At 61.4% G+C, this 23,554-nt stretch carries 20 protein-coding genes; 5 read left to right on the plus strand and 15 right to left on the minus strand.

Annotation, left to right across the window (positions count from 1 at the left end):
* Positions 1-53: 53 nt before the first annotated feature.
* The gene (locus HGP31_RS20415) at positions 54-758 is read right to left on the minus strand and encodes a YebC/PmpR family DNA-binding transcriptional regulator (protein ID WP_008063883.1); all 705 of its coding nucleotides are present in this window, start codon (positions 756-758) and stop codon (positions 54-56) included.
* A gap of 225 nt (positions 759-983) precedes the next feature.
* On the opposite strand from HGP31_RS20415, the gene HGP31_RS20420 reads away from it, so the two are divergent.
* Positions 984-2,396, plus strand: coding sequence for a type VI secretion system Vgr family protein (locus HGP31_RS20420; RefSeq protein ID WP_168759203.1), 1,413 nt, complete (start codon positions 984-986; stop codon positions 2,394-2,396).
* 4 nt (positions 2,397-2,400) lie between these two features.
* On the opposite strand, the gene HGP31_RS20425 is transcribed toward HGP31_RS20420, so the two are convergent.
* Positions 2,401-3,726 carry an MFS transporter gene (locus tag HGP31_RS20425; protein ID WP_168758542.1) on the minus strand — a complete coding sequence of 442 codons (1,326 nt, stop codon included), beginning with the start codon at positions 3,724-3,726 and terminating at the stop codon, positions 2,401-2,403.
* 268 nt (positions 3,727-3,994) lie between these two features.
* On the opposite strand from HGP31_RS20425, the gene HGP31_RS20430 reads away from it, so the two are divergent.
* Positions 3,995-4,867, plus strand: coding sequence for a LysR family transcriptional regulator (locus HGP31_RS20430; RefSeq protein ID WP_020800256.1), 873 nt, complete (start codon positions 3,995-3,997; stop codon positions 4,865-4,867).
* A gap of 104 nt (positions 4,868-4,971) precedes the next feature.
* On the opposite strand, the gene HGP31_RS20435 is transcribed toward HGP31_RS20430, so the two are convergent.
* Entirely contained in the window at positions 4,972-5,835 is an 864-nt protein-coding gene (locus HGP31_RS20435; protein WP_020800255.1) for a LysR substrate-binding domain-containing protein, read from the minus strand.
* A 109-nt stretch (positions 5,836-5,944) separates the two neighbouring features.
* On the opposite strand from HGP31_RS20435, the gene HGP31_RS20440 reads away from it, so the two are divergent.
* From HGP31_RS20440 to HGP31_RS20450, 3 genes are all read left to right on the plus strand, one after another.
* Positions 5,945-7,054 carry a 2-aminoethylphosphonate--pyruvate transaminase gene (locus HGP31_RS20440; RefSeq protein WP_033044927.1) on the plus strand — a complete coding sequence of 370 codons (1,110 nt, stop codon included), beginning with the start codon at positions 5,945-5,947 and terminating at the stop codon, positions 7,052-7,054.
* 152 nt (positions 7,055-7,206) lie between these two features.
* Entirely contained in the window at positions 7,207-8,034 is an 828-nt protein-coding gene (gene phnX / locus HGP31_RS20445; RefSeq protein WP_033044926.1) for a phosphonoacetaldehyde hydrolase, read from the plus strand.
* Positions 8,035-8,211: 177 nt separating this feature from the next.
* Entirely contained in the window at positions 8,212-8,772 is a 561-nt protein-coding gene (locus HGP31_RS20450; protein WP_168758543.1) for a cytochrome b, read from the plus strand.
* 12 nt (positions 8,773-8,784) lie between these two features.
* Here the strand turns inward: HGP31_RS20450 and HGP31_RS20455 are convergent, their stop codons facing one another.
* The 12 genes from HGP31_RS20455 to HGP31_RS20510 form a co-directional block, all read right to left on the minus strand.
* The gene (locus tag HGP31_RS20455; RefSeq protein WP_420850666.1) at positions 8,785-9,744 is read right to left on the minus strand and encodes a 1-aminocyclopropane-1-carboxylate deaminase/D-cysteine desulfhydrase; all 960 of its coding nucleotides are present in this window, start codon (positions 9,742-9,744) and stop codon (positions 8,785-8,787) included.
* 103 nt (positions 9,745-9,847) lie between these two features.
* Entirely contained in the window at positions 9,848-10,795 is a 948-nt protein-coding gene (locus HGP31_RS20460; protein ID WP_168757207.1) for an IS110 family RNA-guided transposase, read from the minus strand.
* A 248-nt stretch (positions 10,796-11,043) separates the two neighbouring features.
* Positions 11,044-13,083: an NADPH-dependent 2,4-dienoyl-CoA reductase gene (locus tag HGP31_RS20465; protein WP_168758544.1), complete on the minus strand. Its 2,040-nt coding sequence runs from the start codon at positions 13,081-13,083 to the stop codon at positions 11,044-11,046.
* Positions 13,084-13,223: 140 nt separating this feature from the next.
* Positions 13,224-14,960: a PAS domain-containing hybrid sensor histidine kinase/response regulator gene (locus HGP31_RS20470; protein WP_168758545.1), complete on the minus strand. Its 1,737-nt coding sequence runs from the start codon at positions 14,958-14,960 to the stop codon at positions 13,224-13,226.
* Complete coding sequence (ercA, locus tag HGP31_RS20475) at positions 14,944-16,107, minus strand: alcohol dehydrogenase-like regulatory protein ErcA (protein WP_020800247.1); 1,164 nt, start codon at positions 16,105-16,107, stop codon at positions 14,944-14,946. Before ercA ends, HGP31_RS20470 begins: the two co-directional genes overlap by 17 nt.
* 234 nt (positions 16,108-16,341) lie before the next feature.
* Positions 16,342-17,484 carry a pyrroloquinoline quinone biosynthesis protein PqqE gene (pqqE, locus tag HGP31_RS20480; protein WP_168758546.1) on the minus strand — a complete coding sequence of 381 codons (1,143 nt, stop codon included), beginning with the start codon at positions 17,482-17,484 and terminating at the stop codon, positions 16,342-16,344.
* Entirely contained in the window at positions 17,462-17,734 is a 273-nt protein-coding gene (gene pqqD, locus HGP31_RS20485; RefSeq protein ID WP_020800245.1) for a pyrroloquinoline quinone biosynthesis peptide chaperone PqqD, read from the minus strand. The genes pqqE and pqqD overlap by 23 nt, the downstream gene beginning before the upstream one ends.
* Positions 17,731-18,483 carry a pyrroloquinoline-quinone synthase PqqC gene (gene pqqC / locus HGP31_RS20490; protein WP_033041441.1) on the minus strand — a complete coding sequence of 251 codons (753 nt, stop codon included), beginning with the start codon at positions 18,481-18,483 and terminating at the stop codon, positions 17,731-17,733. The genes pqqD and pqqC overlap by 4 nt, the downstream gene beginning before the upstream one ends.
* 116 nt (positions 18,484-18,599) lie before the next feature.
* Positions 18,600-19,514 carry a pyrroloquinoline quinone biosynthesis protein PqqB gene (gene pqqB, locus HGP31_RS20495; RefSeq protein WP_151142775.1) on the minus strand — a complete coding sequence of 305 codons (915 nt, stop codon included), beginning with the start codon at positions 19,512-19,514 and terminating at the stop codon, positions 18,600-18,602.
* A gap of 55 nt (positions 19,515-19,569) precedes the next feature.
* Positions 19,570-19,641: a pyrroloquinoline quinone precursor peptide PqqA gene (gene pqqA, locus HGP31_RS20500; protein WP_003253598.1), complete on the minus strand. Its 72-nt coding sequence runs from the start codon at positions 19,639-19,641 to the stop codon at positions 19,570-19,572.
* Between the two features lie 243 nt (positions 19,642-19,884).
* Positions 19,885-21,405, minus strand: coding sequence for an acetaldehyde dehydrogenase ExaC (exaC, locus tag HGP31_RS20505; RefSeq protein ID WP_033044683.1), 1,521 nt, complete (start codon positions 21,403-21,405; stop codon positions 19,885-19,887).
* A 264-nt stretch (positions 21,406-21,669) separates the two neighbouring features.
* Complete coding sequence (locus tag HGP31_RS20510; protein ID WP_020800576.1) at positions 21,670-23,445, minus strand: PQQ-dependent methanol/ethanol family dehydrogenase; 1,776 nt, start codon at positions 23,443-23,445, stop codon at positions 21,670-21,672.
* Between the last annotated feature and the right edge of the window lie 109 nt (positions 23,446-23,554).

The raw sequence follows: 23,554 nt of genomic DNA on the forward strand, positions 1-23,554 counted from the left end.
CGGCAAGCCTGGCTCCTACGGGGTTGTTTTTTCAGTCGCCGCGAGGGCGCAAATCAACCCGCCAGGCCGACAAACATATCCTGCACGTCGTCATGGTTATCGAGCCCTTCAAGGAACGCTTCGACCTCAGCCATCTGCTCGTCGCTCAGGCCGCTGACCGGGTTCTTCGGCTGGTAGCCCAACTTGGCCGACAACACGGTGAAACCTTGCTCAGGCAGGGCTTTTTGTACCGCGTCCAGGTCCGTAGGTTCGGTCAGGAACAGCGTCGCGCCGTCTTCGCCCGGTTCGAAATCCTGGGCACCGGCTTCGATGGCAGCCATTTCCGGATCGGCGTCCGGAGTGTCCGGCGAGGCCTCGATCATGCCCACGTGGTTGAAGTCCCAAGCCACCGAACCGGAAGCGCCCAGTTGGCCCTTGCGAAAAGCAACGCGGATTTCAGCGACGGTACGGTTGATGTTGTCCGTTACGCACTCGACGATCAGCGGCACCTGGTGTGGCGCGAAGCCTTCATAGGTCACGCGATGGTATTGCACGGTTTCGCCCAGCAGACCGGCGCCTTTCTTGATGGCGCGATCCAGGGTTTCCTTTGGCATCGAAGCTTTCTTGGCCTGTTCGACCACCAGACGCAGGTGTGCGTTGGTGGCGGTATCGGCACCGTTGCGCGCAGCAATGGTGATTTCCTTCACCAGTTTGCCGAAGATCTTGCCCTTGGCGTTGGCTGCCGCTTCTTTGTGTTTAACCTTCCACTGTGCGCCCATTACTCACTCTCTTGTCTATGGCGCCGAAACATCTATTGGCCGACGCATGGCGCCAAGTTTATACGGCCTAAAGTTGGCAATCGACCAAAAAATCTCAGGCTCATCCAAGGATCGGCATCTTTACCGATGGTTGTAGGGCAATTCTGAAATTTCGATTGGCGATGTCCACAAGGCATGCGGGTTTCGTACTCTCTGTGGCCGTACTCCATGGTAGAAGCGCGTCCGATGCACAACGACAAGGAAAGTCCCTACACCCTGACACTCCTCGACGACCACCTGAGTTTGCAAGTAGTGCAGTTCAGTGGGCACGAGGCCCTCAACCAACCCTATCGATTCGATATCGAAGTGATCGGCCTGGCACCGGCACTCAACCTTGAACGGCTGCTGCAACAACCGGCGCTGCTCGACCTTGGGCAAGGCCAGGGCATCCATGGTGTGTTGCACAGCGCCAGCTGCGAACACCGGGGGCGAGGACGGGTGGGCTATAAACTGGTCCTGATGCCGGCCCTTCAAGCGCTGGATCGATACAAATCGCGGCGGATCTTCCAGCACCTCAGCGTGCCAATGATCCTGCGCCAGCTGCTGGAGGAACATGACCTGCCCGCCGACAGCTATCGCCTGGAGCTGGCAGACGGGCATTATCCCCTGCGGCCTTTTTGCATTCAGTACGAGGAAACCGACTTGGCCTTGCTGCAGCGCCTGTGCGAGGAGGAAGGCATTCACTATCACTTCGAACACCGGCGTGACGGTCATGTACTGGTGTTGGCCGACGACAACATGAGCTTTCCCCAGGAGCCGCTGCTGATGCCTTTCCAGGGCGATGAACCGGGCGATGGCGCCACGCCTGTGATCAGCGAGTTGTTCCAGCGCCATGACTCACAAGCCGTTTACCCACGAGTGGCGGCTAAAAATCGTGGAACTGCGGTCGATGAAGGTGCGGCCAATCACGCTTTTTCCCACACCTTCGCACCCCGCCCTTCCCAGGAGCAACATCATCGAGATCAACTCGAGCGCCGCGATCTGCAGCGTATGCGTTGCCAGCAATTGCAGCTGCACGGAAAAAGCAATCAAGGCCTGTTACGCAGCGCACGCATCGTGCAGATAGCCGAGCATCCCGTGCCGGGGTTCAACGACCAATGGCTGGTCTTTCAGGCGCGGCATCAGGGCCAGCAGGGTTCGATCCTGTCTCAGGACAGCATTGCCCGGCGCTATCAAAATCAGTTCACGGCCATTCCCTGGTCGACGGTATTTCGCCCCCCCCTGGACCAGGCCAGGCCGCGCATCCCTGGCTTCCAGCCCGCCCGGGTCCATGGCCTGCCCGGGCAGCACGCAAAACAGGATGATCAAGGCCGCCTGCTGGCGACTTTGTGGCCAGGCACGGAGGTCGATCCCAAGGCGAGCAGCGGCCTCTGGCTACCTGTCGCACTGACAATGTCCCCTGCCCACGGGGAACCGAGCCAGCTGCCAATGGCCGGCAGCGACGGTTGGGTCAGTTTTCTCGACAGCGACCCCGACCGCCCGGTGCTCTGCGCCAGCGGTGGGCAGCTGCGCAGCCCACCAGCGGTACGCACCGACACCCGCCACAGCGACACCCGCCTGCTGCTCGACTGGCTGATCAATCGCACCGACCCCGAGTGACCGTTCAGGTGCGCAGGGGTTTTATGGTGATCGCCTGATTGGGCAAGCGGGCCTTGTGGCTACCTTGGCCCGCGGGGCGGCTGTTCCAGTGCGGGATGAGTACCACGGCAGAGAACAACGCGCAGCCGGCAAAGACGATGAAGACGGTCACGGTGTCGAAGTAGCCTGGTAGCAACCCACCGAGAATCGCCCCGACCGAACCGCAACCGTTGACGAAACCCGCCGCCGTGGCACCCGCCTTGGCGGTGCCGAAGTCGATGGCGGCCGCACCGCTGATCATCGAGTCAGGTCCGTAGAGCGTCAGGCCCATGACGAACAGCAAGGCCACCACCAGCACCACGCTACCGCTGTGCAGCGCGCCCATGAAAAACCCCAGGGACACGGTCAATGCCAACAGGCTCAGCACGCAGGCCGGCATGCGCCGGGCGCCGAAGAGTTTGTCCGAGGCCAGGCCGAGCATGATCGGCCCGAGCAAGCCGGCCAGTTCGAACGCGGTAGGAATGATCGCCGCGCCGACTTTGCCCACCGAGGGCATCTGTTCGAAAACGATCACCGGGCCCCAGAGCAGAATCGCGTAGCGCGCCGGCTTGAGCATGAAATACGCCAACCCCAGCACCAGCACCGTGCGGTTGCGCAGGATGTCCTTCAACGGCTCCCACAGGCTGATCTTGCTTTGGGCATGGGCCTCCTCGACGCTCAGCTGCGGCTCTGGCTCAACCGCCGGCAAGCCGACGTCTTGCGGTGTATTGCGTTGGAAAATAAAAAACAGCACGGCGACCAGCCCAACCACCGCCGCACTGGAAATGAACGCCGCATGCCAGCTGCCGATCAGCGTATAGGCCCACCAACCGGCAAATGGCGAGGCCACCAGGCCGCCGAAGGCGTAGCAGGAACTCCACAGTCCCAGCACCTGCCCGCGCTGTTGGGCGGGAAAGAAACTGCCAAGGTTCTTGCACAACCCCGACCAACCGGTGGACTGCGCCAGGCCTTGGATCAGCATGCAGGTGGCGAAGATCGGCAAGGTGGCGAAACTGCCCATCACCAGTGCCGCTGCGGCGGAAATCAGCAACCCGCCCAGCACCACCACCCGCGGCCCGAAGCGGTCGGCCAGGATGCCCCAGGTGAATTGGCCGATGGCGTAGGCGGTCAGGTAGATCGCGTCGAGGTTGGCCATGGCCATCTTGTCGAGCATGAAGGTCGGGTCTTCGGCGATGCCGAGCTTGGCCACGGAAAATGCTTTGCGGGTGAAGTAGAAAGCGGCGTAGGCAAGCCAGGTGATCGCGAAGATCTGCACGCGCCAACGTTTGAGGGTGCCGATGTGCTGGTTCATTGTGGTTCTGACCTCAGGGTATGAGTGTGCCGGCAGATCTGAAAGAAAACGCCTGTGTTCTTATTGTTGAGCACTGCGAAATCACCTTGTCCCTGTGGGCGATTCCGGTCAGATAAGTCCTGTGTCTTGCACGCAAGGGCTCATGGCATCCGCGCTGCTCGACCGAGCAGTCACGGAACCTGAGATGAATAGAAACAATTACTGATTAATAAGTGAAATCGCTTTATCGTATTTCCAAAATAAGCGCAGCTTGTTACTGGAGATTCCCATGTCGGTTTCCCACGCCCAACTCAAAGCCTTCCATGCCGTGGCCGTGCATGGCAACTTCACCAAAGCCGCCGAACGGTTGTTTCTCACCCAGCCAGCGATTTCCGACCAGGTGCGCAAACTCGAAGAACGTTACGGTGTTTTGCTGTTCCACCGCAACAAACGCTCGGTACGCCTCACCGACCTGGGCGAGCGCTTGTTGAGCGTCACCCAGAAACTGTTCGTGATCGAAGCCGAGGCCCAGGAATTGTTGCAGGACTCCCAGGCATTGCAGACCGGCAGCCTGATTCTGGCGGTGGATGCGCCGGTGCATGTACTGCCACAGATCGCGCGCTTCTGCGAACGCTACCCCGGCATCAGCGTGAAGATCGAAACCGGCAACACCGATGAGTCGCTGTTCCGATTGTTCAATTACCAGGCCGACCTGGCGTTGCTCGGTCGCGAGGTGAGCGACGAACGATTGATCTCGCTGCCGCTGCGCAATGACCCGATGGTGGCATTCGTGTCGCGCAATCACCCGTGGGCGGATCGCCAATCCATCACCCTTGCGGACCTGGACGACACGCCGCTGGTATTGCGCGAAATCGGTTCGGTGACCCGCCAGACCCTGGAAGAAGAAATGGCCGGCGCCGGGTTCCGCATTCGTCCGGCGATCCAGGTCGAAGGTCGGGAAGCCGCCCGTGAGGCGGTGGTGGTGGGAATCGGGATTGGCGTGGTCTCGGCGGCTGAATTCGGCGCCGACTCACGGGTATGCGCGTTGCCGATCACCGATTGCAAACGGCGGTTGACGGAAACGCTGGTGTGCTTGCGCGAACAGAGCTCGCGGCGGATTGTGGCGACTTTCCTGGAGATGGTTCGCGAAAGTCTGGTGTAGGCAGGCCTGGCCCCTTCGCGAGCAGGCTCGCTCCCACAAGGGATTTTTGTCGCACACAAAACCACTGTGGGAGCGAGCCTGCTCGCGAAGGCAGACGACTCGGTCTACCTGGAAGGCGCCAAGCCGAAAAACGCCTGGATCAAGCGCAAGTCCCGCCGCCGCTCCATGCACCCCATCATGTGCCGATTGACCAACCCCTCCCCGATGATCGGCACCGCCGCCACCCGCGGGTCATGGCTGACCTCCACCGACGACACCACGCCCACCCCCAACTCGGCAGCGACCGCCTCGGTCACCGCTTCGCGGCTGTCCAGCTCCAGCAACACCCGCGGATTGACCTTCGCCTGTACGCAGGCGTCATCGAAGGTACGCCGGGTGATCGAACTCGGTTCACGCAACACCATGATCACCTGGTCCAGATCCTTGAGCGGTACGCCTTTGGTGCGCCGCGCCCAGGGATGCCCCTCGGGTACCAGCGCGCAGATCCGTGATTCACTCAGGGCCTGCAAGTGCAGGCCCTTGCGCGGTTCGACCTCGGTCAATACCGCCACGTCGGCATGCTCGGACAACAGCGCCGCCAGAGTTTCCTGGGCATTGCCCAAGCGCAGGTTCACGGTGATCCCCGGATAACGCGCACGCAGGCTCGCGAGCATCGGCATGACCATGTGCGGACCGTCCGCCGCCACTTCCAGGCGCCCGGTCAGTAACTGCCGGTTGGCCTCCAGCATCGCTTGCGCTTCTTCGGCCAGACCGAACATCGCCCGGGTGATCGCCGCCAGGCGGGTGCCCTCCTCCGTCAGCTCCACACGTCGCGCGGTGCGGCGCAACAGGGTGATCTGGTAGTGCTCCTCCAGCGCCTTGATGTGGCCGGTGACCGCCGGCTGGCTGATGAACAGTCGAGCAGCGGCGCGAGTGAAGCTGCCCTCACGGGCCACGGCATCGAAGGCACGGAGCTGAAACAGGTTCATGAATAAGTCTCACTGATGGCTGGCATAACAACAAACAATTTGATTGATAGCTCGGCAAATTGCAATTTAAGCCCCGTAGCTTGATCCCATCGATTGCGAGGACACGAGAATGAGTACTGCCGCACCCATCCTGCTCACCCCCGGCCCGTTGACGACGTCGGCCCGCACCCGCCAGGCGATGATGGTTGACTGGGGTTCATGGGATGACCGTTTCAACCAACTGACCGCCAGCCTTTGCGAACAACTGCTGGCGATCATCAACGGCGCGGCCAGCCACCACTGTGTGCCCCTGCAAGGCAGCGGCACCTTCGCCGTCGAAGCGGCGATCGGCACGCTGGTGCCACGCGACGGCAAGATCCTGGTGCTGATCAACGGAGCCTACGGCAAGCGCCTGGCGAAGATCTGCGAAGTACTGGGCCGCTCGTTCAGTACGTTCGAAACCGCCGAAGACGAACCAACCACCGCTGCCGACGTCGACCGTCTGCTACGGGCCGACGATGGCATCACCCACGTTGCCCTGATTCACTGCGAAACCAGCACCGGCATCCTCAATCCGCTGCCGGAAATCGCCCAGGTGGTCGCGCAACACGGCAAGCGCCTGATCATCGATGCCATGAGTTCCTTTGGCGCGCTGCCGGTGGACGCGCAACAGGTGCCGTTCGATGCGCTGATCGCCGCTTCCGGCAAATGCCTGGAAGGCGTGCCGGGCATGGGGTTCGTTTTCGCCCGCAAAGAATCCCTGGCCAACGCCGCTGGCAACTCGCACTCCCTGGCGATGGACCTGCACGACCAGCACACCTACATGGCCAAGACCGGGCAATGGCGCTTCACCCCGCCGACCCACGTGGTCGCGGCGCTGCACGAAGCCCTGCTGCAATACAACGAAGAAGGTGGCCTGCCAGCCCGGCACCAGCGCTACGCCGCCAACTGCCAGGCCCTGATGGAAGAGATGGCCGCGCTGGGCCTGCGCAGCTTCCTGCCGGCCGCCATCCAGGCGCCGATCATCGCGACCTTCCATGCACCGAAAGATCCGCGCTATCAGTTCAAGGCGTTCTACGAGCGGGTCAAGGCCAAGGGTTACATCCTCTACCCCGGCAAGCTGACCCAGGTCGAGACGTTCCGCGTCGGGTGTATCGGCCATGTGCAACCTTCGGAAATGCGCGAAGCGGTGGCGGCGATTGCCGAAGTGCTGCGCGAGATGGAAGTACTCGAAATCTAACCCCCACCACTTTCCCCTGTGGGAGCGGGCTTGCTCGCGAAAGCGTCCTGACATTCAACGATGATGTCGACTGACACTCCGCCTTCGCGAGCAGGCTCGCTCCCACAAAAAGCAGCTCTCCATTTAGCCAGTTGCCACAGGACTTGATCACCATGAACTACACCACCCCAACCAAACTGCAAGCCGCCATCCTCGACTGGGCCGGCACCGTGGTCGACTTCGGCTCGTTCGCGCCGACGCAGATTTTCGTCGAGGCCTTCGCCGAGTTCGACGTCCAGGTCTCCATTGAAGAAGCCCGTGGCCCGATGGGCATGGGCAAGTGGGACCACATCCGCACCCTGTGCGATCAGCCGCAAGTCGCCGAGCGCTATCGCAAGGTGTTCGGCCGTACGCCGACCGACGATGACGTCACCGCCATCTACCAGCGTTTCATGCCACTGCAGATCGAGAAAATCGCCGAACACTCGGCGCTGATTCCCGGCGCCCTGGACACCATCGCCAACCTGCGCCAACAGGGGATCAAGATTGGCTCCTGCTCGGGATATCCGAAACAGGTCATGGATAAAGTCGTCGAACTGGCCGCCACCAACGGCTACGTGGCCGACCACGTGGTCGCCACCGACGAAGTGCCGAACGGCCGTCCATGGCCAGCTCAGGCATTGGCCAACGTGATCGCCCTGGGCATCGACGATGTCGCCGCTTGCGTGAAGATCGACGACACCGTACCGGGCATTCTCGAAGGCCGTCGTGCCGGCATGTGGACCGTGGCGCTGATCTGTTCGGGCAACGCGCTGGGGCTGGACTATGAAGGCTATCGCGCCCTGGACAGCGACACGCTGGACAGCGAACGCAAGCGCATCCACGCCTTGTTCGAAGGTTCGCGCCCGCACTATATGATCGACACCATCACCGACTTGCCAGAAGTGATTGCCGACATCAATAAGCGCTTGGCCAACGGCGAGATGCCGCAAAGTAACTGACTCACCGCCCCCCTTTGTAGGAGCTGCCGCAGGCTGCGATCTTTTGATCTTAAAAAGTCAAAAGATCGCAGCCTGCGGCAGCTCCTACAGAGCATTCAGCGTCAAATAGCCTCAGGCAAACCCGGTGAAACAGGATTACAGTTGACGGTGGTTACACCCCCCTGTGAGGAACACCGTATGCCGTGGAAAAATTCCGACGCGCGCTACAGCACCGTCTCGATCGCGCTGCATTGGTTGATGCTGGTCCTGCTGGTAGTGGTTTACGCCTGCATCGAGCTGCGCGGCCTCTTTCCCAAGGGTAGCGGTGGTCGAACGCTGATCGTGGAATCGCACTTCATGCTTGGCCTGACCGTATTCGTGCTGGTCTGGCTACGCTTGTTCGCCCGCAGCCTAGGCCCGGCACCGCAGATCTTCCCGGCCTCGCCCAAGTGGCAAACCATGCTGGCCAAATTGATGCACTGGGCGCTCTACATCTTTATGATCGCCATGCCAATACTGGGTTGGCTGGTCACCAGCGCCAAAGGTAACCAGGTGATGTTCTACGGCTTCGACCTGCCCCTTTTGATCGCGCAGGACAAGGACCTGGCCAAGCAGATTGAGGGCTGGCACGCACTCGGTGGCACCATCGGTTACTGGCTGATCGGCCTGCACGCCATCGCCGGGCTGTATCATCACTATGTGGTGGGCGATAACACCTTGTTGCGGATGATGCCCAAGCGGGTGAACAGGGATACTTGAGATCACCCCGTATCAGGCTTGTGGATTGAAACCCCGCAGGCCTTGCAAACCACCCGTGTGAATAAAGATCAGTCGCGTACCGGGGGCAAACTTCCCCGCCTCGACCTGCTGCCGGAGCGCCAGCAATGCCTTGCCGGTGTACAGCGGTTCCAGGGCAATGCCGCTGGCTTGTTCGGTGCGCGCGATGAATTCGAGTAACGGCGGGTCGACCTTGGCAAAGCCTCCACGGCTGGCGTCGAACAGTTCATAAGACGAATGATTCACGCCCGCCTCCTCCACAATCTTTGCGACCTGCTGTGCCACGCCATGATCACCGGGCACCGCCAGGGCGCCATAGACCGGGTGCTCTCCCGCCTCGGCTAGGACCAGGCCCGCCAAGGTCGTGCCGGTTCCGCAGGCCAGCCACCAACCGTCGTAGCCGCTCCAGCCCAGTGCGTCCAGTTGCCGACAGGCCAATGCCTTGAGTTGCACGCAACCCTGTGCCCCCGGCAGCCCGCCGCCGCCTTCCGCAACCGCAAGCAGATCGGGATACTGCGCCAGCCATGGCTCCCAAAAACCCGCTTCATGCCGCGCCCGATAACCGCCATAACCGAGCCAGTGCAGTTGCATGCCGAACGCCTGCAAATCATCCACCGTCGGCGTTTGCTGAGCGTGTCCGCGCAACAGGCCGACCGTGGCGAAACCGAAACGCTTGCCGGCAGCGCCCAGCGCATGCAGGTGATTGGAATGCGCGCCGCCGAGGCTGATGATGCCTTTGGCGCCGCACTGGTCAGCGGCTTTGAGATGTTCGGTGAGTTTGAACCATTTGTTGCCGCTGATCAGCGGGTCGATCTGGTCCAGGCGCAGGATGGCGACTTCGATGTCGGCGGTTTTGAGCCAGTCTAGATGGAGGGACTCGAGGGGGGCTTGGGGTAGCCAGTTGGAAGCAGAAGAAAACATTGGCGCCTGATTGAGCTCATGAAGAGTCAGCATTCTAATCGCTCATAAGCAGCTATCGCGAGCAGGCTCGCTCCCACAAGGGTTCTCTGAACGACACAGATCCAATGTGGGAGATTCTATGGTTGAGGGGAAGCCCTCAACTGGTTTTCGGTTGGTATTCACTCTGCCCCTTCAGCAGGGCGAATACGATACGAGCGAGCTTGCGAGCCAGCATCACCAGGGCTTGAGTGGTGCTGAAACCCCGATTTCTTTGTTCTTGGTAAAACCCTTTCCAGGCTTCGGTTCGACTCGCCGACATAGCCGCATTGTGCAGAAGGCGGCGGGCTTCTGGATCGCCTCGCTTGGTCAAACTCCGGCGACCATCTTTTTGCCCTGATTTTGACACCCGCAAGTCCATTCCAAGAAAGGCGATAAAGGCATCTGCGTTTCGGAAGTCTCCGCGCTGGAACGCCGTGAGCAAGCGCGCGCCAGTCAAAAATCCAACCCCTTCAACTTTCAAGCAACGCTTCAACTGCCCCAGCAAACCGGCTTCTTTCAGCTGATCGTTGATCGTCTTTTCGATCAGCGTCTCAAGCTGCTGCATGGACTTTATTTGCTCGGAAAAAGCAGCCTTCAGCAAGGGCTCATTCGACCAGCTTTGCACTAGGCCGACCCTGGCCTGGACCAAGGCCGCCCGGCGGCGAAAAAGACTCAGGAGTTGGCGATACAGCGGTGTCGGCGGCGTCCATGGGTGAAGTTCTTCATGCTCGTTCTTCAGATAGCGAGCAAGCAGTTTGGCATCCAGTGCATCGGTTTTGGCACGGACCTTCACACCTTCTCGGTAATGTTTGAGCTCATAGCCGCCCACCATGTAAATCACGCAGCCGGCCTCAAAGGCCAGGTCAGCGAACTCCAGGTGGTAGATGTTGGTGGCTTCAATAGCAATAGCCACACTCCCCGGCAAGTCCTTTAACCACTTGTTGATGCTGGTTTTGTTGTTGGGAATCTCTTCAAGCAGGTCCAGTTCGGCGTGATAAATCACCAATTCTTTCTTGGCGACATCCACGCCCACGATCGGCTTTGAAACAGAAACCGGCATTGCCATAGGTTTTCCTCCGGGATAAGGTTTTAAGCACTTGAAGGGCTCACCCAGAGGCGCAGGCTTGTTCCTATCGTCGGTCTAGGCCAGATGCATTCTTTATCGGCGCTTGGGTGAAAGGAGGAGGGGCGAACTCTCCCACAGTCTGTACTGCGTCAACAGTCAGAATCGAGCCTTGTCCCTCCTCCTCCCTTCAAGTCCTACCATACAAGCGAGCCTGCTCGCGAAGGCCATTGGCACGCGGGGCCTGCGGATTACAACTCGGCCGCCAATCGCGAACCCTGATTGATCGCCCGCTTGGCATCCAGCTCCGCCGCGACATCCGCGCCGCCGATCAGATGCACGTTCTGCCCCGCCGCCACCAGGCCGTCCTGCAACTCGCGCAACGGGTCCTGCCCGGCGCAGATCACGATATTGTCCACCGTCAGCACCTGCGGCTCACCGGTTTCGCCGATGCGGATGTGCAGGCCTTCGTCGTCGATCTTCAGGTACTCGACGCTGTTGAGCATCTGCACCTTCTTGTTCTTCAATCCCGTGCGATGAATCCACCCAGTGGTCTTGCCGAGGCCGTCGCCGACCTTGGATTTCTTGCGTTGCAGCAGGAACACTTCGCGGGCCGGCGCATGGGGGGCTGCCTTGATCCCGGCGACACCGCCGCGTGCTTCAAGGTGGGTATCGATGCCCCACTCCTTCCAGAACTCATCGCGGTTCAGGCTGGTGGCCTGGCCCTGGTGAACCAGGTACTCCGAGACGTCGAAACCGATACCGCCGGCACCGATCACTGCGACACGCTTGCCCACCGGTTTGCGCTCAAGCAGCACGTCCAGGTAGCTCAGCACCTTGGCATTGTCCACGCCCTCAATCGCCGGCAACCGCGGCGCAATGCCGGTGGCCAGGATGATCTCGTCGTAGCCGCCCTCGACCAGCTTTGCCACATCGACACGGGTGTTCAGGCACACCTCGACGTTGGTGGTCTGCAGCTTGCGACCGAAATAACGCAACGTCTCGAAGAATTCTTCCTTGCCCGGCACGCGTTTGGCGACGTTGAACTGACCGCCGATTTCGCTGGCCGAATCGAACAGCGTCACCGCATGGCCACGCTCGGCCGCCACGGTCGCGGCAGACAAGCCGGCAGGCCCGGCACCGACCACGGCGATTTTCTTGACCTGCTGCACCGGCACATAGTTGAGTTCGGTTTCGTGGCAGGCACGCGGGTTGACCAGGCAACTGGTCAACTTGCCGCCGAAGGTGTGGTCCAGGCACGCCTGGTTGCAACCGATGCAGGTGTTGATTTCATCGGCGCGACCTTCAGCGGCCTTGTTGACGAAGTCCGGGTCGGCCAGGAACGGCCGAGCCATGGAAACCATGTCGGCATCGCCCTCGGCGAGGATCTGCTCGGCGACTTCCGGGGTGTTGATGCGGTTGGTGGTGATCAGCGGAATGTTCACCGAGCCGCGCAGCTTGGCCGTGACCTTGCTGAAGGCCGCGCGCGGCACTTTGGTGGCGATGGTTGGAATCCGCGCTTCGTGCCAGCCGATACCGGTGTTGATGAGCGTCGCACCGGCCTGCTCGATAGCCTTGGCCAACAGCACGATTTCTTCCCAACTGCTGCCGCCTTCGACCAGGTCGAGCATCGACAAGCGGAAAATGATGATGAAGTTCGGGCCAACCGCCTCGCGTACGCGACGGACGATTTCCACCGGCAGGCGCATGCGGTTTTCGTAGCTGCCACCCCAACGGTCGGTGCGGTGGTTGGTGTGGGCGGCAAGGAACTGGTTAATGAAATAACCTTCCGAGCCCATGATCTCGACACCGTCGTACTCGGCCTGCTGGGCCAGCGTCGAGCAGGTGACGAAATCGCTGATCTGCTTCTCGATGCCTTCCTCGTCCAGCTCTTTAGGCTTGAACGGGTTGATCGGCGCCTGAATGGCGCTTGGCGCGACCTGTTTCGGGCTGTAGGCATAACGACCGGCGTGGAGGATCTGCATGCAGATCTTGCCGCCCGCCTCATGCACCGCGCGGGTGACGATGCGGTGCTTGAGCGCTTCTTCCTCGGTGGTCAGCTTGGCTGCACCGGAATATACACCACCCTCGTCGTTCGGGCCGATACCGCCAGTGACCATCAGGCCGACACCGCCACGGGCACGCTCGGCGAAGTACGCCGCCATGCGCTCGAAACCGCCGGGCTTTTCCTCAAGGCCGGTGTGCATTGAACCCATCAGGGTGCGGTTGCGCAACGTGGTGAATCCCAGGTCCAGCGGGGCCAGCAGGTGCGGGTAATGAGCGGCGGTCATCGGTAACTCCACAGCGAGCGATCACGGGAAAAGCGGAAGCTCTACGGCCCCCGTCAGTCATGTTCGACAGACTAAGAGCCGCACCGCCAGCACTCAATGACCGAAAGTGACAACTTAATGATCGAAATGTGCAGCCAAGTTCAAGCTGGCGCTCCCAACAACTGACTCAACACCGCTCGCAACTTGCCGGGTTTCACCGGTTTGTTCAGCAACGGCGCTTCGAGCCGTTGCAATGCGCGCCGGCACTGGTCCGTGCGATCCGCGGTGATAATCACCGCAGGAATCAGCTGGTTGTAATGCTCGCGCAGATGCCTGACCACATCACACCCCACCACGCCGTGGTCAAGGTGATAGTCCGCCAGGATCAGTTCCGGGGCCTGGCCGGCCAGGGCTGCCAGCGCCGAGGCTTCATCGGTGGCCGTGACGACGTCGCAGCCCCACTGCCCGAGCAACGCGCCCATGCTCTGCAAGATGCTGACTTCATTGTCCAGCACCAGCAAGCGCCGGCCCGGCAATGGATTGCCCGTGCCCGATTGAGGCGCCGTGAGGCTGATGGGCAACGGCACTTCACGGGAGATCGGCACCTCAATGCTGAACATCGAACCCCGGCCGGGCAGTGAATGCACCTGGATCCGGTAGTTGAGGATCTTCGCGATGCGCTCGACGATCGCCAGCCCCAACCCCACGCCCTTGCGGTCGGCCGCGCGGCCGACGTCCAGTTGATTGAATTCGAGGAAGATCGAATCGAGACGATCGGCCGGAATCCCGCGTCCGGTGTCCCACACTTCCAGGCTCAGCTTGTCGCCCCGGCGCCTTGCCGCCAGCAGGATGCTGCCTTCGTCGGTGTAGCGGCAGGCATTACTGAGGAAGTTTCGCAGGATCCGGGTCATCAGGCGCAGGTCCGTGCAAATGGCGTAGTCGCCCATGTGCACCCGTAGACGCAACCCGGCGGCCTCGGCCACGGACTGGAACTCCGATACCAGCGGCCCGAGCAACTCGTCGAGGCGGTACAGCGCGACATCCGGCTTGACCGCCGCTTGATCGAGCCTTGAGATATCCAGCAAATCGGTGAGCAGATCTTCGGCGCCTTCCAGTGCCTGGTGAGTGCGTTCGACCAGCACCTGCTCGACCTCGGGCAGCTTGCGCTCACGCAAGGTCGAGATAAGCAACCGTGCGGCGTTGAGGGGTTGCAGCAGGTCGTGACTGGCGGCAGCGAGGTATTTGTCCTTGCTGTGATTGGCGGCCTCCGCGGCGTCACGGGCATCGCGCAAGGCCTTGGCGATCTGCTTACGCTGGGTGATTTGTTGTTGCAGGTTGCGGTTGGCTTCCAACAACTCATCGGTGCGCGCGGTTACGCGCTGTTCCAGTTCGTCGTTGAGTTGCTGCAGGCGTTGCTGGGCGAGTTTGCGCTCGGTGATGTCGGCGACGAATCCTTCCACCAGCCCTTCCTGACCGGGCTTGAGCAACAGGTTCATCAGCACGTCGAGATGGCTGCCATCCTTGCGCCGCAACTGGGTTTCATAGCCGTGCAAGCTGCCCTGGTGGGTGAGGATTTCGCCAATGTTTTCCAGCTCCTGCACACCGCCGACAAACAGATTGCTCGCCAGGTCCGCCAGGGAAAACAGCACCTCCTGCGGGTCTTGATAGCCAAGCATGCGCGCCATCGCCGGGTTGGCGGCGCGCATGCCGTCTTGCAGGCTGGCCTGGAAAATCCCGTGGACCGCGTTTTCGAACAACCATTTGTAGCGATTGCGCTCGGCTTCCAGTTCATCCAAGCGCGCGGCCAGCTCCGGGTAATGGCTCTTGCGCGCCGAATGATTGCCTAATCCGAGCAGGCCGGCCAATGCCCGTTGTTGCTCGTCAGAGGGCTTCGCCATAGACGACCTCGACATCACGCTGGCTGGATTCGCGCGGGTTGGTGAGGATGCACGGGTCATCCATGGCGTGCTGCGACAGGAACGGAATGTCGGAGGTCCTGACCCCGTGCAAACCGAGGGTTTCGTGGAAACCGATGGCGTGTTTCAGGGCGATCAGGTGCTCCACCAGGCGCCCGCAGATCTGCCGGTGATTGAGGCCCCGGCAGTCGATGCCGAACGTCTCGGCGATGACCTTGAAGCGGTCCGGCGCCGAGTCGTAGTTGAACGCCACGACGTGTTCCACCAGCACCGCGTTGCACAGGCCATGGGGCAGGTCGAGAAAGCCACCGAGACTGTGCGACATGGCATGCACCGCGCCGAGGATCGCGTTGGAGAACGCCAACCCGGCCTGCATGCTGCCGAGCATGATTTTCTCGCGCAGGGCGATGTCCGTCGGGTTGGCGATCATCTGCACCAGGTTGCCGTTGATCAGGCGCATCGCTTCCAGTGCGTGGGGGTCGGTCAGCGGCCCGTGCCCGGTGGAGACGAAGGCTTCGATGGCGTGCACCAGCGCGTCGATACCGGTACAAGCCGAGAGGAACGGGTCCATGCTCAGGGTGGTTTCGGGGTCGATCAGCGACACATCCGGCACCACCGCCTTGCTGACGATGGAGAACTTCATGCGCTCCTGCTGATTGGAGATGATCACGAATTGCGACACGTCGGCCGAGGTGCCGGCCGTGGTCGGAATCAGGATCAGCGGCGGGCTCGGTACGCGGATGGTGTCCACGCCTTCGAACTCGAGGATGCTGCGGCCATGGGCGACCACTATACCGATGCCTTTACCGCAATCCATCGGGCTGCCGCCGCCGACGGCGACGATCACATCGCAGTGATTTTCCCGGTACATCTCGGCACCGAGCATCACCTCCTCAACACGCGGGTTGGGAGAGACGGCGCTGTAAAGGCAATATTCGATGCCCAGGGCTTGCAGGCTGGCTTCGACATCCGCCACCCAACCGGCGGCAATCACCCCCGGGTCGCTGACCACCAGCACCTTGCGCGCGCCAAAGGTCTTGGCGTAGTTGCCGACGTTGTGCCGGCAGCCGGCACCGAAGATGATTTCAGGCGAAACGAATTTACGCAGCTGACTGAGACTCTGGCTCATTGGAAAGCCTGTTTTTTATTGTTTTGGAAGGTAAGGTCCACACTAACCCATCCAGTGGTGAATGCAATCAGACCAATGGCTGGATTCACCGCAGATCCCTTGTAGGAGCGAGCATGCTCCGGGCGGCGTTCCGACGATGGTCGTCAACGATCACGCTGGGAACCTGACACCCCACGGCGCACTCTGGTTCTTCGCGAGCAGGCTCGCTCCTACAGGGGATTTATGTCGCTTGGGTCAGCCGCGGTAGATCAGGCGCGAAGCTTTCTCATTGCGCAACGTCAGGTGCCCCATGCCTAGCCCTGGCGCATCTGCTTCCTCGCGGGCCTTGAGGATCACCCCGTGATGAGGCGACTTGCTGCACACCGGGTCGGCGTTCTCGGCATCGCCCGTCAACATGAACGCCTGGCACCGGCACCCACCCAAATCCTTGTGTTTTTCATCGCAGGAACGGCAGGGTTCTTTCATCCAGTCATGGCCGCGAAAACGGTTGAAGCCAAACGAATCGTTCCAGATGTGCTCGATGCTGTGCTCACGCACATTGGGAAACTGCACCGGCAATTGCCGGGCGCTGTGACAAGGCAACGCCGTGCCGTCCGGGGTGATGTCGAGAAACAGGTTGGCCCAGCCATTCATGCAGGTTTTCGGGCGCTCTTCGTAGTAATCCGGGGTGACGAATATCAATTTGCACGGATGGCCCTGCGCCTCGAGGCGCTCGCGATACTCGTTAGTGATGCGCTCGGCGCGTTGCAATTGCTCGCGCGTCGGCAACAGGCCGACGCGGTTGAGCTCGGCCCAGCCATAGAACTGGCAGGTGGCCAATTCGACGAAATCCGCTTCCAGTTCCAGGCACAAATCAATGATCCGGGCGATGTCGTCGATGTTGTGTCGATGGGTGACGAAGTTCAGCACCATCGGATAGCCCTGGGCTTTCACCGCCCGGGCCATCGCCAGTTTCTGCGCGAACGCCTTGCGCGAGCCGGCGAGCATGTTGTTCACCGCTTCGTCGGCGGCCTGGAAACTGATCTGGATGTGATCGAGCCCGGCGACCTTGAAGTCCCGCACCTTCTGCTCGGTCAGGCCGATGCCCGAGGTGATCAGGTTGGTGTAGTAACCCATGTCCCGCGCGGCCTTGATCAACTCGGCCAGGTCTTGCCTTACCAGTGGTTCGCCACCGGAAAAGCCCAGTTGCGCGGCGCCCATGTCCCGCGCCTCACGAAATACCCGGATCCATTCCTGCGTGTCCAGTTCCTCGCCGTGCCGGGCGAAATCCAATGGATTGGAGCAATACGGACACTGCAACGGACAACGGTAGGTCAGCTCCGCCAACAGCCACAACGGCGGCCCCGGTAGCGCGTCACTCGATCCAGAATTGCGCATGGGCCACCTCCAGGAAGGCCAGTACGTCCTCGTCGATCCCCGGCACGTCAGGAAAACTCGCCGTCAGCCGATCGATGATCGCCGCGACGCTGCGCTGGCCGTCCACCAGATCGAGAATCTGCCCGGCACTGGCGTTGAGTTTGATCATGCCTTCGGGGTACAGCAGCACATGACAGTCCTGGCGCGGTTCCCATTGCAGGCGAAAGCCCCGGCGCAATGAGGGTGACTGCTTGCGATCGATCAGGCTCACAGGACAATCCCCCGGTGCCAGACGTTGTCCCGTGTGACGGTGTGATACGGCGGACGCTCCAGCTCATAGGCCATGCTCATGGCATCGAGCATGCTCCACAACACGTCGAGCTTGAATTGCAGGATCTGCAGCATGCGTTGCTGGGCCTCGAGGGTGACGTAATGTGCCAGGGTGATGCGCAAGCCATGCTCTACATCGCGCCGGGCCTGGCTCAGCCGTGTGCGGAAGTAGTCGTAGCCGGCGGAATCGATCCACGGGTAATGGGTCGGCCAGGCATCGAGTCGCGATTGATGGATCTGCGGTGCGAACAGCTCGGTCAGCGAACTGCTGGCCGCTTCCTGCCAACAGGCACGACGGGCGAAATTGACGTAGGCATCCACGGCGAAACGTACGCCGGGCAGCACCAACTCCTGTGACAGGATCTGCTCGCGATCGAGCCCCACCGCCTCGCCCAGGCGCAGCCAGGCCTCGATACCGCCTTCGCTGCCGGGCACGCCATCATGATCGAGGATGCGTTGCAGCCATTCGCGGCGCACTTCACGGTCGGGACAGTTGGCCAGGATCGCGGCGTCCTTTAGCGGGATGTTGACCTGGTAGTAAAAGCGATTGGCGACCCAACCCTGGATCTGTTCGCGAGTGGCGCGGCCGGCGTACATCGCTTGATGGAATGGGTGGTGGATGTGGTAGTAGGCGCCTTTGGCACGCAGGGCCTGCTCGAATTCGGTGGGGGTCATGGGTGTATCGGTCATTGCGGGTCTCCGGGGAATCTTCGGTGTCTGATCTGGACCCTTCGCGAGCAGGCTCGCTCCCACAGTGGATTGCGTCGCCCTTGTGGGAGCGAGCCTGCTCGCGAAGGCGTCCGTCGCTACAGCACAATATCCATGCCGTCGTAAGCCACCTCGATCCCCCGCCGTTCCAGCAGCGCCCGCTCGGCCGAGTCTTCATCGAGGATCGGGTTGGTGTTGTTGATGTGGATCAGCACCTTGCGCTGGCGGGGAAAACCTTGCAGCACTTCCAGCATGCCGCCGGGACCGCTCTGGGGCAAATGGCCCATGTCGCTGCCCAGGCTTTGACCGACCTCGCAGACACGCATCTCGTCATCGCGCCACAGGGTGCCGTCCAGCAACAGGCAATCGGCGCGCTGCATCCAGGCCAGCACTTGATCATCGACCTGGCCCAGGCCAGGTGCGTAAAACAGCGATGCGCCGCTGCGTTGGTCTTCAACGAACAACCCGATGGTGTCGCCCGGTTGCGGATCACCGCGATTGGGCGAATACGGCGGTGCGTTGCTGACCAGGGGAATCGCGTGAAACCGCAGGTGCGCGCAGGCGCCGATACTGAACGGTTCGCGATCCAGCGCAATCGGTTGCCACCGCAACCCGCCATTCCAGTGCCTGAGCATGGTAAACAACGGGAAACCGCTGCTGAGATCCTGATGAACCCGCTCGGTGCACCACACCGCATGTGGGCAGCCTTCACGCAAGCTCAGCAGGCCGGTGCAGTGATCGATCTGGCTGTCGAGCAACACCACGCCAGTGATGGCGCTGTCACGCAAGCGGCGGGCCGGTTGCAGCGGCGCAAAGCCCTCGAGTTGCGCGCGGATGTCTGGCGAAGCATTGCACAGCACCCAGTCCTCCCCGTTGTCACTCAAGGCAATCGAGGACTGCGTGCGACGCCGGGACCGCAGGCTGCCATTGCGCACACCGGCGCACTGGCGACAGTTACAGTTCCACTGCGGAAAACCACCGCCAGCGGCGGAGCCGAGTACGCGGATGTGCATGGGCAATGCTCCAGAAGGCAGGCCCGGCCAACGCAACGGCTGGCCGGGTGGTCAATCAACGGTTGGCGAAATACATCGTCACTTCGAAGCCAATGCGCAGATCGGTAAACGCGGGTTTAGTCCACATGGGTCATTCCTCTTCTTGTGCCGGGCGATTCCGGTAGAGCCATTAATGCACGGGGCGCCGGGCGCCCGAATGCTACTTTCGAAGGAGGTTTGGGGGGCTTTGGTAGGGGGTAAACGTATACATGAAACACACATAAACCCCTGTAGGAGCTGCCGCAGGCTGCGATCTTTTGATTGTGAATTCCAAGATCAAAAGATCGCAGCCTGCGGCAGCTCCTACAGGGGTTTATGTGCAGTCAGTGAGTTAGAAGAACCCGAGCGGATTGATGTCGTAGCTCACCAGCAGGTTTTTGGTCTGCTGGTAGTGGTCGAGCATCATCTTGTGGTTCTCCCGGCCGACGCCGGACTTCTTGTAGCCACCAAACGCCGCATGCGCCGGGTACAGGTGGTAGCAGTTGGTCCACACGCGCCCTGCCTTGATCGCCCGGCCCATGCGGTACGCGCGGTTGATGTCGCGGGTCCAGAGACCGGCACCGAGGCCGAACTCGCTGTCGTTGGCGATGGCCAGCGCTTCGGCTTCGTCCTTGAAGGTGGTGACGCCCACCACCGGCCCGAAGATTTCTTCCTGGAACACGCGCATCTTGTTGTGGCCCTTGAGCAGCGTCGGCTGGATGTAATAGCCGCTGGACAGGTCACCTTCCAGGCGCTCGGCCGCGCCGCCAGTGAGCAGCTCGGCGCCCTCCTCCTGGGCGATGGTCAGGTACGAAAGGATCTTGTCGTATTGCTGTTCGGATGCCTGGGCGCCGACCATGGTCTCGGTGTCCAGCGGGTTGCCGCGCTTGATCTTGACGATCTTCTTCATGACTTCGGCCATGAACGGTTCGTAGATCGATTCCTGCACCAGTGCCCGGGACGGACAGGTGCAGACTTCGCCCTGGTTGAAGAACGCCAGTACCAGGCCTTCGGCGGCTTTTTCGATGAACGCGGGTTCAGCGTTCATGATGTCTTCGAAGAAGATATTCGGCGACTTGCCGCCCAGTTCGACGGTGCTCGGAATGATGTTCTCGGCGGCGCAATGCATGATGTGGGCGCCGACGGGGGTCGAGCCGGTGAAGGCGATCTTGGCGATACGCTTGCTGGTGGCCAGGGCCTCGCCGGCTTCGCGACCGAAGCCCTGGACGATGTTCAGTACACCCGCCGGCAGCAGGTCGGCAATCAATTCGGCGAAGACCATGATCGACAGCGGCGTTTGCTCTGCGGGCTTGAGCACGATGCAGTTGCCCGCGGCCAGCGCTGGCGCGAGTTTCCAGGCGGCCATCAGCAGCGGGAAGTTCCACGGAATGATCTGCCCGACCACGCCCAATGGCTCGTGGAAGTGATAGGCAGTGGTCAGCTCGTTGATCTCGGCGGCGCCGCCTTCCTGGGCGCGGATGCAGCCGGCGAAGTAACGGAAATGGTCGGCCGCCAGGGGTACGTCGGCGTTGAGGGTCTCGCGCACCGCCTTGCCGTTGTCCCAGGTTTCGGTGACGGCGAGGATCTCCAGGTTTTGCTCGATGCGGTCGGCGATTTTCAACAGCACCAGGGAGCGGTCCTGGGCCGAAGTCTTGCCCCAGGCATCGGCGGCGGCATGGGCGGCGTCCAGGGCCTTCTCGATATCGGCGGCGCTGGAGCGCGGGAATTCCGCGATCACTTCACCGTTGACCGGCGAGGTGTTGGTGAAGTACTCGCCATTGACCGGCGCGACGAATTCGCCGCCGATGAAGTTGCCGTAGCGTGGCTTGAAAGTAACGACGGCGCCAGGTGTTCCGGGTTGGGCGTAGATCATGGTGGGCCTCTGTCTGGGTCGATGCCTGTCGTGTCGACAGGCGATGAACCGATACTAGAGAGCCCCGAGTGCCAGACGAATGCATCGTTGGCAGGAGGGACTCTCGTTATTTGGTCGTATATTTCACACCGCCCCCTCCCCCTGTAGGAGCGAGCATGCTCGCGATGAACCTGAGAACGCCGCGGGGCACCAGACTCCCCACGTCATCGTTGACGACCATCGCGAGCAGGCTCGCTCCCACAGGGGTTATGTGGCGGATTCGGATCAGTGCTTGGCGACGAGGTCCTTGGGCAGCTTGAAGGTCCAGAGCATGCCGCCCTGGTTGAAGTCCTTCACCCGCTTGGCCACTTCGCCGCCCCACAGCGGCACGGCGCCGCCCCAGCCGGAGAGCACCGAGACGTACTGCTCGCCGTCCATTTCCCAGGTCACGGGCGAGCCGAGTACGCCGGAGCCGGTCTGGAATTCCCAGACCTTCTCGCCGGTCTTGGCGTTGAACGCCTGCAGGAAACCTTCCGGCGTGCCGGTGAATACCAGGTTGCCCTTGGTGGTCAACACCCCGCCCCACAGCGGCGCGAAGTTCTTGTGCCGCCACACTTCCTTGCCGGTTTTCGGGTCGATCGCCCGCAGCACGCCGATGTAGTCTTCATTCAATGGCTTGATGGTGAAGCCGGCACCGAGGAACGCCGCACCTTTCTTGTAGGCGATGCCTTCGTTCCAGATATCCATGCCCCACTCGTTGGACGGCACGTAGAACAACCCTGTGTCGCGGTTGTAGGCCATCGGCATCCAGTTTTTCGCGCCGAGGAATGCCGGCGCTACGAACACCGAGCTGCCCTTGGCTTCAGTGCCCGGTGCGCCAGGACGGCTGGCTTCGTTGTAGATCGGCCGGCCGGTTTTATCCAGGCCGGTGGCCCAGGTGATCTTGTCCACGAACGGGAAGCCACGGATGAATTTGCCATTGGTGCGATCGAGCACGTAGAAGAAACCGTTGCGGTCAGCGGTGGCCGCCGCCTTGATCTCCTTGCCGCCCTCGGTGTAGTTGAACGACACCAGTTCGTTGACGCCGTCATAGTCCCAACCGTCGTGGGGCGTGCTCTGGAAGTGCCACTTGATGGTGCCGTCGTCCGGGTTGAGCGCCAGGCGCGACGACGAGTACAGGTTGTCGCCAGGGCGCAGGTGCGAGTTCCACGGTGCCGGGTTGCCGGTGCCGAACAACAGCAGGTTGGTTTCCGGGTCGTAATAACCGCCCAGCCAAGGCGCCGCGCCACCGGTCTTCCACAGGTCACCCGGCCAGGTCTTGCCCGCCTCGCCGCCGGAGATGCCGTTTTCCACGGCTTTGCCGTCCTTGTAGACGTAACCCATGTGGCCTTCGACCGTCGGCCGGGACCATAGCAAAGTACCGTTTTTCGGGTCGTAGGCTTCGATCTTGCCCACCACGCCGAATTCGCCACCAGCCACGCCGGTAATCAGCTTGCCGTTGATCACCAGTGGTGCGGCGCTGATCGAGTAGCCTTCCTTGTGGTCGGCGACTTTCTTGCTCCAGACCACCTTGCCGGTGTCCTTGTTCAGCGCCACGAGCTTGGCGTCGAGGGTGCCGAAGATCACCAGGTCGCCGTACAGCGCGACGCCACGGTTGATCACGTCGCAGCAGGGGCGAATGTCATCCGGCAGGCGCGCGTCGTATTGCCAGAGTTTCTTGCCGGTGCGTGCATCCACGGCGAATACCCGTGAATAGGAGCCGGTCATGTACATCACACCGTCCTTGACCATCGGTTGCGCTTGCTGACCGCGCTGCTTTTCCCCGCCGAAGGAGAAGGCCCACGCCGGTCGCAGCTCCTTGACGTTGTCGACATTGAGGATATCCAGCGGGCTGTAGCGCTGCCCCTGCACACCCAGGCCGTTGGTCACGACCTGCTCGGGGTTCTTGGGGTCCTGGAGAATGTCCTGGTCGGAAACCCCGGCCAATGCCTGACCGGACAACAGCATGGCACTGAGCAACAGGCTCAAGACGAAGGGCTGGCGACGTGCGGGTTGAGTCATGACGGCTTCCTCTGCAGTTTTTTGTTATTTCCGGGAAATTTTCCCGGTCTGGTGCAGATTCTTGGGCGCCGCCGCCCGGACAACAATTGCCCGCAATGTGGAGATTCCT

The organism is Pseudomonas umsongensis, assembly GCF_012647205.1.
Classification (GTDB): Bacteria; Pseudomonadota; Gammaproteobacteria; order Pseudomonadales; family Pseudomonadaceae; genus Aquipseudomonas; species Aquipseudomonas umsongensis.

What these genes read in the sequence shown, in the direction of transcription:
- pqqC (WP_033041441.1), bottom strand. Translation starts at nt 18,483, where the DNA reads ATGACCGATACACCCATGACCCCCACCGAATTCGAGCAGGCCCTGCGT.
- HGP31_RS20450 (WP_168758543.1), top strand. Translation starts at nt 8,212, where the DNA reads ATGCCGTGGAAAAATTCCGACGCGCGCTACAGCACCGTCTCGATCGCG.
- HGP31_RS20435 (WP_020800255.1), bottom strand. Translation starts at nt 5,835, where the DNA reads ATGAACCTGTTTCAGCTCCGTGCCTTCGATGCCGTGGCCCGTGAGGGC.
- HGP31_RS20425 (WP_168758542.1), bottom strand. Translation starts at nt 3,726, where the DNA reads ATGAACCAGCACATCGGCACCCTCAAACGTTGGCGCGTGCAGATCTTC.
- HGP31_RS20420 (WP_168759203.1), top strand. Translation starts at nt 984, where the DNA reads ATGCACAACGACAAGGAAAGTCCCTACACCCTGACACTCCTCGACGAC.
- HGP31_RS20465 (WP_168758544.1), bottom strand. Translation starts at nt 13,083, where the DNA reads ATGACCGCCGCTCATTACCCGCACCTGCTGGCCCCGCTGGACCTGGGA.
- phnX (WP_033044926.1), top strand. Translation starts at nt 7,207, where the DNA reads ATGAACTACACCACCCCAACCAAACTGCAAGCCGCCATCCTCGACTGG.
- HGP31_RS20460 (WP_168757207.1), bottom strand. Translation starts at nt 10,795, where the DNA reads ATGGCAATGCCGGTTTCTGTTTCAAAGCCGATCGTGGGCGTGGATGTC.
- exaC (WP_033044683.1), bottom strand. Translation starts at nt 21,405, where the DNA reads ATGATCTACGCCCAACCCGGAACACCTGGCGCCGTCGTTACTTTCAAG.
- pqqB (WP_151142775.1), bottom strand. Translation starts at nt 19,514, where the DNA reads ATGCACATCCGCGTACTCGGCTCCGCCGCTGGCGGTGGTTTTCCGCAG.
- HGP31_RS20415 (WP_008063883.1), bottom strand. Translation starts at nt 758, where the DNA reads ATGGGCGCACAGTGGAAGGTTAAACACAAAGAAGCGGCAGCCAACGCC.
- HGP31_RS20455 (WP_420850666.1), bottom strand. Translation starts at nt 9,744, where the DNA reads ATGCTGACTCTTCATGAGCTCAATCAGGCGCCAATGTTTTCTTCTGCT.
- HGP31_RS20440 (WP_033044927.1), top strand. Translation starts at nt 5,945, where the DNA reads ATGAGTACTGCCGCACCCATCCTGCTCACCCCCGGCCCGTTGACGACG.
- ercA (WP_020800247.1), bottom strand. Translation starts at nt 16,107, where the DNA reads ATGAGCCAGAGTCTCAGTCAGCTGCGTAAATTCGTTTCGCCTGAAATC.
- HGP31_RS20470 (WP_168758545.1), bottom strand. Translation starts at nt 14,960, where the DNA reads ATGGCGAAGCCCTCTGACGAGCAACAACGGGCATTGGCCGGCCTGCTC.
- HGP31_RS20510 (WP_020800576.1), bottom strand. Translation starts at nt 23,445, where the DNA reads ATGACTCAACCCGCACGTCGCCAGCCCTTCGTCTTGAGCCTGTTGCTC.
- pqqE (WP_168758546.1), bottom strand. Translation starts at nt 17,484, where the DNA reads ATGCGCAATTCTGGATCGAGTGACGCGCTACCGGGGCCGCCGTTGTGG.
- HGP31_RS20430 (WP_020800256.1), top strand. Translation starts at nt 3,995, where the DNA reads ATGTCGGTTTCCCACGCCCAACTCAAAGCCTTCCATGCCGTGGCCGTG.